The 14,239-nt window shown below is 67.9% G+C and carries 14 protein-coding genes and 2 pseudogenes; 9 read left to right on the top strand and 7 right to left on the bottom strand.

Annotated elements, in window-relative coordinates:
- Positions 1-110: 110 nt before the first annotated feature.
- Together ACGFYQ_RS41775 and ACGFYQ_RS41770 are read right to left on the bottom strand one after the other, a co-directional pair.
- Positions 111-533, bottom strand: coding sequence for a protein kinase (locus ACGFYQ_RS41775; RefSeq protein ID WP_393752545.1), 423 nt, complete (start codon positions 531-533; stop codon positions 111-113).
- Positions 530-877, bottom strand: coding sequence for a hypothetical protein (locus ACGFYQ_RS41770; RefSeq protein WP_393752543.1), 348 nt, complete (start codon positions 875-877; stop codon positions 530-532). The genes ACGFYQ_RS41775 and ACGFYQ_RS41770 overlap by 4 nt, the downstream gene beginning before the upstream one ends.
- A 675-nt stretch (positions 878-1,552) precedes the next feature.
- On the opposite strand from ACGFYQ_RS41770, the gene ACGFYQ_RS41765 reads away from it, so the two are divergent.
- The 3 genes and pseudogenes from ACGFYQ_RS41765 to ACGFYQ_RS41755 all read left to right on the top strand — a co-directional run bounded on the left by ACGFYQ_RS41765 (position 1,553) and on the right by ACGFYQ_RS41755 (position 3,385).
- Entirely contained in the window at positions 1,553-2,035 is a 483-nt protein-coding gene (locus ACGFYQ_RS41765; protein ID WP_393752541.1) for a hypothetical protein, read from the top strand.
- Between the two features lie 144 nt (positions 2,036-2,179).
- Positions 2,180-2,928: pseudogene (locus ACGFYQ_RS41760) on the top strand (transposase).
- 40 nt (positions 2,929-2,968) lie between these two features.
- Positions 2,969-3,385, top strand: coding sequence for a hypothetical protein (locus tag ACGFYQ_RS41755; RefSeq protein ID WP_393752539.1), 417 nt, complete (start codon positions 2,969-2,971; stop codon positions 3,383-3,385).
- A gap of 13 nt (positions 3,386-3,398) precedes the next feature.
- Here ACGFYQ_RS41755 and ACGFYQ_RS41750 read toward each other — a convergent pair.
- Together ACGFYQ_RS41750 and ACGFYQ_RS41745 are read right to left on the bottom strand one after the other, a co-directional pair.
- A pseudogene (locus tag ACGFYQ_RS41750) lies at positions 3,399-4,153 on the bottom strand (transposase family protein).
- 386 nt (positions 4,154-4,539) lie between these two features.
- Positions 4,540-4,818 (bottom strand): hypothetical protein, encoded by a 279-nt coding sequence (locus ACGFYQ_RS41745; protein WP_393752537.1) that lies wholly within the window; start codon positions 4,816-4,818, stop codon positions 4,540-4,542.
- A gap of 656 nt (positions 4,819-5,474) precedes the next feature.
- On the opposite strand from ACGFYQ_RS41745, the gene ACGFYQ_RS41740 reads away from it, so the two are divergent.
- The 3 genes from ACGFYQ_RS41740 (at position 5,475) to ACGFYQ_RS41730 (ending at position 8,243) form a co-directional block, all read left to right on the top strand.
- Entirely contained in the window at positions 5,475-5,657 is a 183-nt protein-coding gene (locus ACGFYQ_RS41740; RefSeq protein ID WP_393752535.1) for an ATP-binding protein, read from the top strand.
- A 19-nt stretch (positions 5,658-5,676) separates the two neighbouring features.
- On the top strand, positions 5,677-6,963 hold the full coding sequence (locus tag ACGFYQ_RS41735) for a DUF4241 domain-containing protein (RefSeq protein ID WP_393752533.1): 1,287 nt from the start codon (positions 5,677-5,679) through the stop codon (positions 6,961-6,963).
- Between the two features lie 635 nt (positions 6,964-7,598).
- Positions 7,599-8,243: a dihydrofolate reductase family protein gene (locus ACGFYQ_RS41730; RefSeq protein ID WP_393752531.1), complete on the top strand. Its 645-nt coding sequence runs from the start codon at positions 7,599-7,601 to the stop codon at positions 8,241-8,243.
- A 477-nt stretch (positions 8,244-8,720) separates the two neighbouring features.
- On the opposite strand, the gene ACGFYQ_RS41725 is transcribed toward ACGFYQ_RS41730, so the two are convergent.
- Positions 8,721-9,053 (bottom strand): hypothetical protein, encoded by a 333-nt coding sequence (locus ACGFYQ_RS41725; RefSeq protein ID WP_393752529.1) that lies wholly within the window; start codon positions 9,051-9,053, stop codon positions 8,721-8,723.
- Between the two features lie 555 nt (positions 9,054-9,608).
- Here ACGFYQ_RS41725 and ACGFYQ_RS41720 point away from each other — a divergent pair.
- On the top strand, positions 9,609-9,851 hold the full coding sequence (locus tag ACGFYQ_RS41720) for a hypothetical protein (protein WP_393752527.1): 243 nt from the start codon (positions 9,609-9,611) through the stop codon (positions 9,849-9,851).
- Positions 9,852-10,277: 426 nt separating this feature from the next.
- Complete coding sequence (locus tag ACGFYQ_RS41715; RefSeq protein WP_393752525.1) at positions 10,278-10,943, top strand: peptidylprolyl isomerase; 666 nt, start codon at positions 10,278-10,280, stop codon at positions 10,941-10,943.
- A 946-nt stretch (positions 10,944-11,889) separates the two neighbouring features.
- Here ACGFYQ_RS41715 and ACGFYQ_RS41710 read toward each other — a convergent pair.
- On the bottom strand, positions 11,890-12,069 hold the full coding sequence (locus ACGFYQ_RS41710; RefSeq protein ID WP_393752523.1) for a hypothetical protein: 180 nt from the start codon (positions 12,067-12,069) through the stop codon (positions 11,890-11,892).
- A 787-nt stretch (positions 12,070-12,856) separates the two neighbouring features.
- On the bottom strand, positions 12,857-13,450 hold the full coding sequence (locus ACGFYQ_RS41705; protein WP_393752521.1) for a hypothetical protein: 594 nt from the start codon (positions 13,448-13,450) through the stop codon (positions 12,857-12,859).
- Between the two features lie 710 nt (positions 13,451-14,160).
- Here ACGFYQ_RS41705 and ACGFYQ_RS41700 point away from each other — a divergent pair.
- Positions 14,161-14,239 (top strand): DUF6243 family protein (locus tag ACGFYQ_RS41700; protein ID WP_393752547.1); only part of this gene is annotated, 79 nt, incomplete at its 3' end.

The raw sequence follows: 14,239 nt of genomic DNA, 5'->3' as shown, positions 1-14,239 counted from the left end.
ATCGCCACCCGCTATGACAAGACACCTGAGAGCTACCTCGCCGGCCTCCACCTCCGCGCCGCAATGATCTGGATCGACGACCTGCTGAAGACCGCGGAATGATCACGACATCACACAGGCCCTAGCTGCGGCTGCCCGTCGATCCCGTACGAGGCAAGGGTCGGCGGCTCCTCCATCACGTGCCGGTAGCCGACCGCGAACCCGTCCTCACCGTCGAACGGCACGCGCCCCGTCAGCATCTCGAAGAGGAGGACACCTACCGCGTACAGGTCCGAGCGCCCGTCCAGGCTCGCCGACCCCTGCACCTGCTCGGGAGACATGTACTGCGGGGTCCCCACCATCATGTGGGTGCCCGTCAGCGCGGTCCCGGCACCGAAAGCGGCGCGGACGATTCCGAAGTCCGCCACCTTCACCGCGCCGCCCTCGGTGAGCAGCACGTTCGGCGGCTTGATGTCCCGGTGCACCAGCCCCCGCCCGTGGCTGACCGCCAATGCCGCGAGGACCTGCTCCACGATCTCCATCGCCTGCGTCACCGGAAGCGCGCCGGTCGCGTGCAGCCGGTCGGCCAGGGAGCCTCCTCCATTTCCATCACGAAGTACGGTATGGCCGGCCCATCCGGACGCGGCTCCTCACCGGTGTCGTGCACGGTCACCACGTTCGGGTGCGCCAGCGCCGCCATCGCCTGCGCCTCACGCCGGAAACGCGCGGGAAAGCCCGGGTCGAGCACGAGGCCGGGCTGCATCGTCTTGACGGCGACCGAGCGCGCGAGACTCAGGTCGTAGGCCTCATAGACCTGCGCCATACCCCCGCTCCCGAGCAGACCGTCGATGCGGTACCGGCCCCGGCCAGGGCTCTCTCCCGACTCGAACATGTTCATCAGGCAACCGAGCGTAGAACCAATTCCCCTGCGCATTCAGGTAGTTGAAAGACACGGGTTGAGGCGCGGGATACCAGCCGAGCCCGCCTGGCTTCGTTCACTTCAAGGGAGCCGTACCTCGCGTTCGTCCAGAGCCCGCTGGACACACGTGTCCCCGGCCAGGCCACCGTCCGCGAGCTCGCCTGGTCCTCCCTCTTCCGGATCCACCACATAGGACACGGTCTCAGTGCCCGTCCTACGTTTTAGGCGCGGGTCTGGGCCGGTCATTCGTAGGATCGGTGAGGCTCAGGGGCTCCGAGTATGGCTCAGTACCTGTTGCCGGTCGATGGCTTCAGAAACTTGGCCGCCCGGAGCCCCGCGACAACCCGACCGCTGATTGGGAACTGCGACTCGATCGCTTTGTAGGAGGGTGCCGGCGAGGTCGTCTGCGGGTTCAACACGACGACCTGGCGGAGGTGACCGTGCCCGAGATCTGGGCCGGGCTAGACATCGTCCTGGCTCAGACATCAGCCGCAAAGTAGAGCTCTCGTGGTCACGCGCTGACTGCCTGTTCGCTCTCGCGCACCGTATTCCCGCCCGTGAGATAGTAAAAGTGACGCAATCACCCCAGTTGGGGAGAATGTGATGAGAAAGTGTAGTCTTCTACTAGCTGCGCTCCTTACATCGAGTGTCCTCATGGCTCCGGGCGTTGCCGAGGCCGAGGCCGTTGCCGGGCACCCGGCCACACGACTGACGAACCACTATTCAGGCCTGGACGCGTCAATCCTGGGCCACTGCGACAACCAGCCCTGTATCAACGGCAAAGGCCTTGCCTTGCTCCGCGAAACCGGCAACATCTTCGTGATGGTCGACGTCCCGGGCGGCAGCCAGATCCGGTGGTTCGGGGACTGGTGCCTGGAGGCCGACAGCAAGGAAAACGGCACACCCGTGGTCTTGCACAAGTGTGACAACGGTCGTGTGGGCCAGTGGTGGACGCCGCAGATCAGCTACTCGCCGCGCATTGACGACGGCTACCAGTTGGTGAACGCGTGGAGCGGTCGGTGTCTGGATGCCCGCAACCCGGACTGGAGACGTGCTCCCCAGCCGGGCACGGTCCTGCAGATCTGGGACTGCCACGATTGGTCTCGCGCCAACCAGATTTGGGACATCGACTTCTGACGACGCCAGTTTCACGGCGGCCTCCAGCCGGCCTCGGCCGCTTGGTGGCACGGGTGGAGCCCCCGACCCCCGGCGGGGGAGCAGCTGTGCGTCGAAGTGTCGTTTGTGACGCTGTCACGCTTCCGGGCTGAGCTGTACGCGTCGATGACTGGACGGGCGGACACCTTGTTCGAGCTGACGGACGCACTGCTGTGCAGTGACGGTCCAGTTCGCAGGCTGGTCGATCTCGCACTCGCTCCCGAACACCGCTGTGGTCACGGGGCCCTCTACGGGGCTCTCAACCGAGGCCGCCTGAATGTGTCCCGGTTACGGCGCTCCCTGGCCGGGCTGCTACTGCCGAAAGCCGCAGACGGCCGTCTGCTCCTGGCCGTCGATGTCAGTCCGTGGCTGGACCCGAAGGGCGGGCGCCCGCCCAAGCACGGCGGCGAGTTCGTCTTCGGCGACCCCACGACTTGGGGGACCGAGCAAGCGGTGACCGTCGCCGACACCCGACGCTACGGCGAAGCGACAGCGCAGGCATGGGACCGTCTCCACCCGCGGCTGACTCGCAGGGCCGCCTGGCTTGCCCACGACAGTGAACTGCCCATCATCTCCGGCACCGTCATCCGTCTCGAAGTCGAGCACCTGCCCTCCGGCGGTGATCCGAAGCCGATCTGGCTGTGAACAAGCTGACTCCCGCCCGCGTTCGACGCGGGTTTCGGAACCTCCAAGCTCGGCTGCCCTCGCCAGCGGCAGTTCCCAAACCCTCCCGCCCAGGCCCCGGACGGCCACCCGGCTCCAAGAACCAACGGCTGACAGCACGCCACGATGTCGGCCTCGAACTCGTCACCGGACAGCCCTACAGACGGCCCACCAACCACAAGACAGGTACCAAACCCCGCCGAACCGGATAGGGCCGCACGACAGCCACCCAAGTAGCTCTACGCTGCGGTAATGCCGAAGATCGTATTGAATAACGACACCAAGAAGATACTTGGGATCTGGGTCGAGCCATGGGGCGAGGACTACTGGATGCGCCCCAAAGAGCAGTTCACGATCGCCACTGAAACCCCCGAGGGCGTGGACTCCGACGACGCACCTTTCGACGTCGTCTTCCACGACCAAGGTGTCAGCGTCGGCGTGAACATCGGCTACGAGGCAATCGTCTACGACCAGTCCGGCTCCGAAGTGGACTGCGGACACCAGCGCCCCCTCGAAGTCCTACGGAGGTGGACCGAGGCAGCCGAAGCCGCAACCCAACGAACCGCCGACTCACCCACGCTCCGCGAGCATGCCGAATCCATGCGCTGGGCACTCACACGAGCCGAAGCCACCGACGAGCAAGCAGAAGAATGTCCGCCGTCACCGTGAGCCTTTTCCAACTTCAGGTTGAGGCGTGGTGAAGGACGAGGACGGCCTTCACGATGTTGGTGATCCGGTTGATGCTGCAGCGGAGCCTCCGCAGTAGGCGCCAGCCTTTCAGGACGGCCATGGCCTGCTCGCCGACGCACCGGATCTTGGCGTGGCTGCTGTTGTGCCGTCGCTTCCAGCGCTTGAGCCGGCGGCCCCGGAAGGGGACTCGGATGTGCCGGCCGGCGCCTTGGTACGCCTTGTCCGCCCAGCATTTCAGTCCCGCGGCGGCGAGCGCGTCGACGATCCCGTGGCTGCGGGCGGCCGTCAGGTCATGGGTGGCTCCGGGCAGGGCCGGGGATGCCCAGAGCAGTCGGCCGAACGGGTCGGTGAGGACCTGCACGTTCATGCCGTGCCGTTTATGTTTGCCCGAGTAGTACGGGGTGTCTGCGGCGATCCGGTCGATCGGCAGCAGGGTGCCGTCCAGGATCACGAACGCCTTCGCCCGGGCCGTCTCCATCGCCTCGGCCAGGGTCGGTGCGAGAGCGGCCAGGACCTCGATGGCCTCGCGTATGTACCGGTAGACAGTTGCGATGCCGATTCCGAAGCCGGCGGCGAGCTGGGCGTAGGTGTCGCCGCACCGCAGGTGGGCAGGGCGAGCAGGGCCTGACGGCCGGCGGGCAGTCGTCGCCACCGCGTACCGATCTCCCGTTGCCGAACTGTGAGCCGCTCCGTCAGATGCCGCAGGGTGCTGCTGGACAGATCGATCGAGGACGGATAGACAAGCACGCGAAGCTCCTGGCGGACATGGGTGATCTTGGTCGAGAACCCGTCTACCAGGAGCTTCGTCGTTACGTACAGCCCGTTGACCCCCAACAGCCCGGCATCGCAGTCAGGTTGAAAAGGCTCCGTACCTGGGGCGGCTGGCACCACCACGTCACCCTCGTCTCCGTCGCCCACGCCTTCTGCACCCTCCAGCGACTGGCCAGAGCCCCAAAAGACACGGCGTCGGCCTGAGCCTCTACCGGATGGTCCGCGAACTACAGACCCTCCTCGCCACCTGGAACGGCGCCTGCCCCACCTGTCACCGCGACATACCCACACCAACCCCAACCTGACCAAGCCCTACTAACCGTGGGGGAAGGCGGCCCCTGGCCAGCAGCAGCTGCCGAAGGCTAGTCCGAGCCGCAGCCGAAGCCGCCGTCGTAGTCCGTCCCGGAGTCGGAGCCGGCGGCGCCGCCGGATTCCGGCTTCCCCGTCTGTCGCCAGATGAGGACGGCGGAGACCAGCGCGATCGGCACGGTGAGCCACCAGATCACGGTCCACAGCGATTCACTTCCCATGATCCCGGCGCCCGCCATGGCGATCAAGGAGCCCAGACCGAACCCGATCGCGGGCGGGAACATGATCGTCAGCATCGCTCGCTCGCCGTAGCTCAACAACGGTTTCCCCATGGCCGCCCCGCCCTTTCGTCTCACCACCGTCGCCCCCGCACCTGAGCAGTAGTCTCCGAGAGCGGAGGGACCACGCCAACCCTCTCCCCCGACCGGTACAGAACCAGGACACTGCCGCCGGTCGGGGGCGAAATGGCTTGTGGGGTTTACCCCAAGGCCGGGTAGTTAGCGTTTTCGCAGGTCACGCAAGTGGGGCTGGGGACCATGAGCCCTTTCCAACCTCCTGTTTGAGGTTGGAAAAGGCTCATTGCCGTACGCATACACGGTTGACTCCGCCCGCTGACACCCCAGGAGGTCGGGGAAGTATTCCGCGACCGGGTTCGACCACTGTTCCCGAGGCGTCCACGAGCCGGTACGCTCCCACTGGTCCACTGTGTCTTGGCCAGCCGACCGACCTGAGGGACGACCAATGCCGATAGATCACGTACAGATGCCACAGATTCGCTCACGGACGGACTAGCGCCGGCATCAGGAAAACGTCACCTGACCTTGGGAAGAGTGACACTAGTTAAGTTAACGAGGAATCCCCGAGTCCACCGAGCTCTCCGCCGACGCCGGGCTCGTCGTGGCCGAGCTCGCCGCCAACGCCGTCGTCCACGGCCGCGTCCCCGGGCGGGACTTCGAGCTGCGGATGACGCTGCTGGGGGGTGCTCCGCGTGGAGGTGTCCGACGCCCGCCGCGACCGGCGGCCCGCGGTGCAGCCGCACGCCTACGATGCGGAGTCCGGCTACGGGCTCCGCATCGTGGACACCCTCGCCGCCGACTGGGGGGGCATGGACCGGCTGATCGGCAAGACGGTCTGGGCCGAGCTGGCCCATCGGACGAGTGCGCGGACGTAGGCGCCGACACCCCCTGTCGGTGGCAGCCGTTATCTTGCGCTCGGCAGGATCGGGCGCGAGCGGGCGGTGGCAGATGGAGCGGGGATCGGGGACGGTCGTCGAGGTGGGGTACGCGGAGGGCTGGGATCCGGCGTCCCGTACCCCCGGGCGGGCGCTGTCCGCCGGGGAGGCGCGGGCGCGGGACGCCGAGGGGCTGCCGTACGCGGCGATGCACCGGGTGCCGGGGAGCGAGGTGCCGGCCGAGGTGCGGCTGGTGTCGTGGGGCGCGGGCTTCGTCGAGGTGTGGGCGTACGACGAACAGGGCCGCCGGACATTCGAAGCGGAACTGAGGTTGCTGGTCGACGAGGAGCGGCTGCTGAACCGGCGCGCGATCAGCTGGCGCTACCCGGATCCGGTGACGGCGGAATTCGCCCAGGACTGCCCTCGTACCGTGGTGGAGGTCTTCCCCGACGGTACGGGACGGATCTCGCACCAGCCCGAGGGCATGCGAGGCTCCTCGCTGGAGGCCGTGCTCACGGTGCCGGAAGAGCGGCTGTGGTCGGCCCGGCCAGGGTTCGGAGAGTGGCGGCCGCTTCCGGGCGGCGAGCACCTGCCGGACTGGGTGCGGGTGCACTTGGACACCGCCGGGACGCCCGAGGCTTCCGTGCCGTGGCGTCGGGAGTCATCCCGCATGTTCTCGTCCGTCGACTTCGATGCGCTCTTCCGTCCCGGTACGCGCATGTCCGGTCCCTACGGCGACGAGATGACCGCCGTGGAGCCGAGGCGGACCGGCACCCTGCGCGTGCCGAGCGGCCTGCTGGCCGTCGACTGCCCCCTGGACCATGACGGGCCGCACTTCAGCATCGCCGTCCCGCCGGGGGAGCACGTGCTCGACGAGGCGCAGGCCGCCTTCCTCGACGGCTGCGAGTCGTCCACGGCGGTCCGGCTGCGCGTCGGGGAAGCCCCGGCCGTGTCCTGGGAGATGGCCCTCAGGCCGTGCGACGACACCAGGCTGCTCGGGGAGGGCGAGGCGTACGGGTTCGGTACGGACGGCGCGATGGGCGCCTTCGCCGATGCCGGGGCGTGGGGCCCGCTCCAGCGGCTCTCCCGGCAGGTGATGGAGGACAACGACCCGGAGGCGTGGAAGTACAGCACCGACTCCGCCTACTTCCTCCGCACCCGCGAGCCCGGCTCCGGCGCCGAGCTGGTGGCGTTCGCGGTGGGCTCGGACGGGGTCCATCCCGTCTGGGTGGGGCGGTCGGCAGACGGGGACGTGGTCGGTGTGGTGGTGCTGGTCGAAGGAATGCCCGACCTCGTGGCGCCCTGAGCCCCCGGTCCCGCTGGGACCCGGGATGCTCCTATGGATGTCAAGCGGGCCCGTCCGATCCCGCGATCGGACGGGCCCCTCGCCATTGCCTCGGAGGCCTGCATCGGGACCTCGACCCGCGCAGCCCCGCCCGGCGGTCAGGGGCGCCTCGTCGTCCGGGGTGTCGGGGCTGGCGAAGTGGAACGGCACGCCGAGGTGGGCGGCGCTCGTATGCCTCGGGCATCATCGAGTTGGCGAGCATCGCCAGGACCGACCCGGCGGCGAACCCTTGCACGTAGCGTCCGTCGGCCACGGGCAGCAGCTGCTGGCTTCGTTTCTTCAAGCGGCAGCGTTTGTCCACCGGTTCGGGCGTCAGTTGGCGGTCGACGGTGGCCTGAATGTTCACGAGAAATGACGTCACTGCATGGGCCGCCCGCCGTCTGTGACAGCTCCTTCAAGCCTCCGCGATGACCGAGCAGATAGTGAAAGGCTCCGCAGGGGCGGACAGCCCCTCACCGCAGGAGCCTGCCTAAATCGCGCAAACCTCACAGGTCGGGACACTAGGTAGCCCAATTTCTGACCGGTCACGGACGCAGCGATGAGTTTTCCCGGCCCGGCAAGTCTCACCACCGTTGTCGACAACACAGGAGGAACACGTGGCTCAGCTGCTGAGAGTCCAGAACTTCAACGTCTCGAGTGACGGAATCGGTGCCGGTGAGGACCAGACCCTCGAGAGGCCATTCGGTCATGTCGAGCCCGAGAGGCTGTTCGCCTGGGCCGGCGCCACGGCGACCTGGCCCATGCGCACCGACCCCGGGGGGAGCCGGGGCCTGGACGACTACTTCACGCGGGACTACGCCCGCAACATTGGCGCCGAGATCATGGGCCGCAACAAGTTCGGGCCTCAGCGCGGGCCCTGGCACGACCATGAGTGGCAGGGCTGGTGGGGTGACGAGCCCCCGTTCCGCACCCCGGTGTTCGTCATGACCCACCACAAGCGTCCTTCGTTCACGCTTTCCGACACCACGTTCCACTTCGTCGACGGCGACCCTGCCACGGTCCTCGAGCAGGCCCGGGAAGCGGCGCAGGGCAAGGACGTCCGACTCGGCGGCGGAGTCACCACCATCCGGCAGTTCCTCGACGCCGACCTCGTCGACACCATGCATGTGGCGGTCTCGCCGATGAAGCTCGGGTCCGGACTACGACTCTGGGATTCCCCTGATGAGCTGCTCGACCGGTTCCACCAGGAGGTCGTCCCCAGCCCGAGCGGGGTGACGCACCACCTGTTCTGGCGAAAGTGACCGGTCCTCAGGGCAGTCCCGGCCAGCTATTTTGCCTCTGGGGGCTGCCCTGAGGCGGGCCGTCGAGTCGCACCTCGGGCGGTCAGCTGGCCTTGGCGGTTTCCTCAGCTCGTGCCCGGGTGGAGGCGAGCCGGTAGACATGACCAGGGCTTTTCACTAGGAGCACCCCGATGCTGCCCTGGCAAGTACCCCAGTGCTGTCAAAACTCGTGAAGATCACCTGCCCGTGGATCTGGGTGCCTCCCAAACCCGTGAACAACTGACGTCACTACTCGTGAATAAAGCCAAGCTGCAGAATGCCGTATCCGGCCGCGGCGCTCACTGCGGCGACCGCGACCAGGGACCACCAGGACCGGTAGGCCTGACGAGGTGTTCGTCCTCGGAAGGCTTCCCAAAGGGCACCGCCGGCAGCCTCCCGCCCGCTTCCTCGGGTTCGTTGGCATCGCCGTACCCCCCGGCTCCACCGACGGGAGCACGCTCAGCGGGTCATGACGTAGATGACCAAAGCCAGCGGCGCGGGGCAGGCCAGGGCGCCCAACAGAGTGAAGCGGGCCTCGCGCGACAGACGCCGGACGCCAGGGGCGAAGTAGAGCAGGGTCAAGACCGTGCCCGCGCCACCGACGACGTACACCGGCCAGAGCATCAGTTCGGTCATGTCCCCACCCGTCGCCGCGCCCAACAGGCTCAGCGCGCCCACGACGAAAAAGATCAACCCCACTGCCGACCCGGTGACGGCCCAAAGGACCGCTGCGGCCACCACGAGGGCCCTGTTCGGCACAGCCGTCCCCTGGCGTGCGGATACTGCGAACATGTCGGACTCCCTGGCGCTGACCTGTGGTGACGCACCAAGTCTGGAAGGCCGGCGACGCCGGGGGATGAGTGCAGGTACTCAGAATGCGACGGCCGGATGCTCAGTAACGCCTGACAAGGGTCGCCAACCGCCTGCCCTTCATCGGCAACTGACCGAGCGGGACGAGCGGGCCGCCCGCACCACCTCGACGCCGATCCTCCCGGCCCCTGCCCTGGACCACCGTCCCCACCTGGCCAGGAGGCGAACCGGGCAGGGACTCGGCGAGGTAGTCGGCGGTCAGCGGGCGGCCGGCGTGTGCGAGGGCGTTGAGGACGGCAGTTGCGTCGGCTTCGGTGCTGGGGTCGTGGGGTTGCTGACATCTGCTCGATGGTGAGGTTCAGTCGCTCGACCTTGCCCTTGTGGTGGGGCTGGAACGGCGGGAGACGGTGCATGACCACCGCGAGGGTCCCCAGGGCCGCCTCGAAGTCGTCGGCCGCGAACTCCAGGCCGCGGTCGATCCGCACCCGTTCGGGCACCGCGCCGAACGGCGAAAGGTCCGGCTCGTACAGTATGGCCATGCGCATCGCGGTGAACACCGTCCCCGAGGTCGGGGTGACGGCGATCGCCCAGCCCAGCAGGGCGCGGGTGCCGTCGTCAACGACCGTGGTCATCCACGGGCAGATCGCTTTGCCCTTCGGCGGCAGCACCACCAGCAGTAGCTGCTTGGCTCTGCGGAAACAGGCTCTCGGCCGTAGCTCGAAGACGATGTGTCCACCGGCCTGGACCCAGCCGGGCACACGTCTCCTGCGCGGACACTGATCACGCAGGGCCCGATGGAGAAGACCCCCGCCGCCGTCCCGGGGCGGGGCCTTCAGGAGTGGAGGAAGCTCCTCACGTAACGGCGGGCCGCCCCTTCACTGGTGCCGAGGCAGACCAGCAGGCCGGCCCTCACGAGGGGGCCGACCACCGAGGCAGTCACCCGCGGCCGGCACCTCGGCAACGGCACCCCAGGGCCTCCGTCAGCCGGTCCGCCGCCCACCCGACCCCGACCGGGCCCCCGCAGCGCCGCCCGGACCGCCTCCAGGCCAACGGCCTCCACCACCGCCCGGCCCGCATCCGCCGCCACCCGACCAGGGGGTCTCTGCGATCCCGTTCGGGCGAGTCTCCCGTGTTGTCGGCCGGCGACCGGGCGACGCCCCGCTATGAAGATCGAATAACCCCCGACGATGGGATTGCCTCGTGTATGTGACCTTGCTTCGAGCCGCGACCGGTGTCGTTCTCGCCGCCGGCCTTCTGACGGCCCCTTCCGCGGCCGCCGCCCCCGCGCCCGGCACCTGCAGCTACACCGCGGCAGGTACGGCGAGCAAGAAGGTGGACCTGCCGACCGCTGATGTCAGGGGGCTGAAGCCGTACACGGCGACGCTCAACCTCAACTCCGGCGCGGTCTCCTTTGACGCCCTGATCAGGGACGCCCCCTGCACGGCCAACGCCTTCCAGAGCCTGGCCGCCCAGCACTACTTCGACGGGACGCAGTGCCATCGGCTGACAACGGGGGGCATCTTCGTCTTGCAGTGCGGGGATCCAAGCGGCACCGGAACCGGCGGACCGGGCTACCAGTATGCCGACGAGAACCTGAGCGACGTCACCGTCGCGGGCGGCACCTACCCCGCCGGGACCGTCGCGATGGCCAACGCGGGACCCGGCACCAACGGCAGCCAGTTCTTCCTCGTCTACAAGGACAGCCCCCTGCCCCCGAACTACACACCCTTCGGCCGCATCACCTCCGGCCTGAACGTCCTGGACAAGATCGCCCAGGCGGGAGTGGCAGGCGGCCGCCAGGACGGGAAGCCAAGGAACGAGGTGGTCCTCCGTACCGTGCGCATCTCACCTGGTGGCCGGGCGCAGAACTGAGGCCGACGCGGCTGAGCGGGCGCGTGTGGTGGAGCTGGACGAGGACGACTACCGCTGAGTCTGGGCTGGCAGGACTGGTCGAAAGCTGCCCGCGGAGGCGACGGGCCTGATCAGTCTGGCGGGGGGGGGGGGGGGGGGGGGGGGGGGGGGGGGGGCGCCCCCCCCCCCCCCCCCCCCCCCCCCCCCCCCCCCGCCAGTCCGCGCTGGGCCGACGGATCATTTCCTCCCGGTTACACCTGAATTGCAGACGAGGGGTCGGGATGCCGGAGGCGACGGGAGTCCTGCGTATGAGGAGGCCCCTGGAGACTTACAAAGGCAGAAGGCCAGTGACCGGAGCGAGAAGGCCGAGCACCGGGTCGAGAGCCTGGCCGGCCTGCCCCAGCTGGTTGAGTTGGTTGAGCCTGCCCAGCTGGTTGGTTCCGCCCGGGACGTCCACCGCATGAGCAGGAGCAGCGATGGCCAGGGCGCCAATGGTGAGCGCAGCGGAAACAAGCAGGGTGCGCGTAGGCATCATGCCTCGATCAACGATTGGATCTCGCCTTGGGTACTCGGAGAGTCAGCGGGAAACAGGTTCTGACCCGCCGGGCCGCTGAAATCGAACACAGAGCGACGGCCCTTGCCCAGCTCCCTCATGCAGATGGTGTCACCGTAGTCGGCGTGCCGACCGGGTGGCATGCCGGTTTTCCAGGTGCCTGTGTCCCTGCACGGGGTTCCAGTCGTCCCTGATGCGAAGGACCCGTTGCGTGGGGCGGAGGCGGTCCCAGAGATCCTGGCGCTGCTGCCCGCCCGCCGAATCCGGCGGGCGGGGCGGTAGCCCGGCTACTACCCCCAGAGCGCTCTGGGTACCGGGCCTGACCCGCACACCCATGCCGGCACGAGCTGAATCTGACCCTACCGGCCCGTCCAGCCGGTTTGACTCGGGTGCCGAGCTGTCGTGTGCGTCCGGTCAGTTGGTGACCGGCCACTCCAGCGGTTCCCCGTGGAAGCCCTGCATCAGCTCGACCGCGACGGGCTTGCGACCCTCCGGGATGAGGAAGGCAGTGCAGATCTTCTCCGACTGGCCCGGGGTCAGCTGCTTTTCCGAGTCCGGCTCCGGGCAGTTGGGCCACTTCGCGTCACCCATCATGACGAGGAGGGCACGGGTTCGCTGGCCGATCCTGCCAGGAAACGATCACTGCCCCCGAACACCTGGCAGCTGAACGGGACCTGCGCGCCGGAACACAGCAGCTTCCGCCACCCTGCATGGTTGGACTGCAGTCGAACGGCCGGACTGCGGGGAGTCCCGCCCGCGCCGGGCAGCGTCTTGGATGTCGCCGCGCCCCCACGCTGCTGGCACCTCCCCGTGGTCCGACCGCTGGAGGCGCAGGCTCGCCGAGAGGTGGGCCATGGCGCCGATCGAAGAGCTACCTCGGCACCGCCACCGCCGCAGCCCGTCCTCACGCTGCGGAATCCGAATGAAGGCGCGCTACCGCTGGGCGACGCCTTCTCCGTGGTCGAACCATCGGTGTCGGGGTCGGCGGCGGCGAGAACCAGGCGCTGGAGCTCGGTCGGCTCCAGGGCTTCGACTTCCCACTGACGTGCCCGCCGGCGGCCCCGGACTCGAAGCAGACCTCTCCCCTCGGCTATCGCGTGGGAAGACACCTCATGCAGTTGACCCGTCAAGTCGTGGGGTGTTCGCCGCCCCATCGCCCCGTGCAGGCGAGGATTGCACTGGCGTCGTCGGCGAGGAAAGCTGCTGGCTGGGAACGCTGCCGTCCCATACGACGAACTCGCCTCCGTCGAGAAGCGCCGCTCTGGCGGGTTCGCAGGCCCTGGTCTGGCCTCTCAGCATCCCGGCGAGTTCTGCCCGGTCCATCTGTCGCCCTTTCGCCTGCTGTCCTGCTGTCCCGCTGTCCTGCTGTCCTGCTGTCCGCTCAGTCGTCAAAGTGGAGCTCGGGTCGGGTCCAGAGGGTGAGGTCGCTGCTGGTGGCGACCGCCAGGGTCAGGCCGGAGGGAGAGAACCCGGCTGCGCGGAGTTCTGAGTACTCGGAGTGGAAGATGTGCCACCACGTCCCTCCCGCCGGGCCTTTGTGGGACCCGCCGTCGGCGGAGAGGATGACACGGTCGTGGGGCCACTCGGGGCTGACGACGTCCAGGGTCCAGCCGTCTGGTGTGGTGCTGTGCAGGCCGCCGCCGAAGAGCCCGGCGATACGCACCGGCGTGCCCTCGATCGGGCCGAGCCCGGGGCAGGTGAGCTCCGGCGACGCGTCCGGAGTGCTGGTGTCAGGGTCTGGGTCCCGGTCGCGGGCGACCTTCTCGCCGGTGACCGCGTCGAAGAGTCCATGGCCGTCGCCGGACACGACCATGACGAGCTCGTGCCCGCTGTCGGGATGGACGGCGAAGCCAATGCCGAGCAGACCCCCGATGGGGGTCCTGTGGTCCAGCACCGGCTGCCACGGCTCCGGGGCCGGCATGACGGTGGCGGCGATGTAGCGCTCGCGCAGCTTCTGCTGGTACTCCGTGATCAACTCGTCTCCTCGGGGCTGTCTGTGTCGAGGGTCAAGACCACAAACGATCTCAAGGTGACAAGAACGATGCACCTTCGGTGACAGCAATCCTGCTCACGCCGCCTCGGAGGGCAGGGTCAGGGCAGCTGTCAGGTGACAAGTTCCATGCTCAGGCATACACCGATGGGGCCCTCTGGAAGCCGCCGTGTTTGGTGATGATCTTCTCGGCCGTTGCTGTACTGCTCTAGCCGCGTCGGTGGGCCATGAGGACGACCTGGAGTGGGAAGGACGTCCCAGGTTTGGTTCGAAGGGCATAACCCACCTTTCGGTGAATCTGGTGACAACACGACTGGCCACTCACCAGACGTGACAACAAACTTGTCCAACTGGTGACAACTACCGCGTCCCGGCAGCAGCAGACAGGCAGGCCGTCACCTCTCTCCTGTGACATCTGGCGTGTCCCGGCACAGCTGTGCCTTCGCACGCTGAGATTCCCGGAGGGAAACGGCTGACCCCGGGCGCTCGCCGAAGGCCCGGCCGACGCCGGGGCGGAGAAAAGGTTGGTGTGCGGGGCCGACGGAACCGGGTAACGTCTTTGTCATGTTCTTCCAGACGCCGATTTACGAGTGAGGGCGTGATGGGCCCCTGCTGACGTCCTTCGACGTCGCCGCCCGTCCCCCACCGATGAATCCGTAGATCACTTCACTTCACATTTATTACCGGGAGAACCCGTGACCGTGAGCAAGAACATCAACAACCCCGTGGGCATGGGCGGCGGCCAGCGCAAGAAGCTGTCCCGCGCCGAACGGC

It is taken from the genome of Streptomyces sp. NPDC048258 (assembly GCF_043201995.1).
GTDB lineage: Bacteria > Actinomycetota > Actinomycetes > Streptomycetales > Streptomycetaceae > Streptomyces.
The sequence above is the reverse complement of the archived record's forward strand: the minus strand, read 5'-3'. Positions and strand labels throughout refer to the sequence as shown.

Excerpts from the sequence above, each read along its gene's own strand:
- ACGFYQ_RS41770 (WP_393752543.1), bottom strand. The coding sequence starts at position 877 with ATGAACATGTTCGAGTCGGGAGAGAGCCCTGGCCGGGGCCGGTACCGC.
- ACGFYQ_RS41765 (WP_393752541.1), top strand. The coding sequence starts at position 1,553 with ATGGCTCCGGGCGTTGCCGAGGCCGAGGCCGTTGCCGGGCACCCGGCC.
- ACGFYQ_RS41755 (WP_393752539.1), top strand. The coding sequence starts at position 2,969 with ATGCCGAAGATCGTATTGAATAACGACACCAAGAAGATACTTGGGATC.
- ACGFYQ_RS41745 (WP_393752537.1), bottom strand. The coding sequence starts at position 4,818 with ATGGGGAAACCGTTGTTGAGCTACGGCGAGCGAGCGATGCTGACGATC.
- ACGFYQ_RS41725 (WP_393752529.1), bottom strand. The coding sequence starts at position 9,053 with ATGTTCGCAGTATCCGCACGCCAGGGGACGGCTGTGCCGAACAGGGCC.
- ACGFYQ_RS41720 (WP_393752527.1), top strand. The coding sequence starts at position 9,609 with ATGCGCATCGCGGTGAACACCGTCCCCGAGGTCGGGGTGACGGCGATC.
- ACGFYQ_RS41710 (WP_393752523.1), bottom strand. The coding sequence starts at position 12,069 with ATGATGGGTGACGCGAAGTGGCCCAACTGCCCGGAGCCGGACTCGGAA.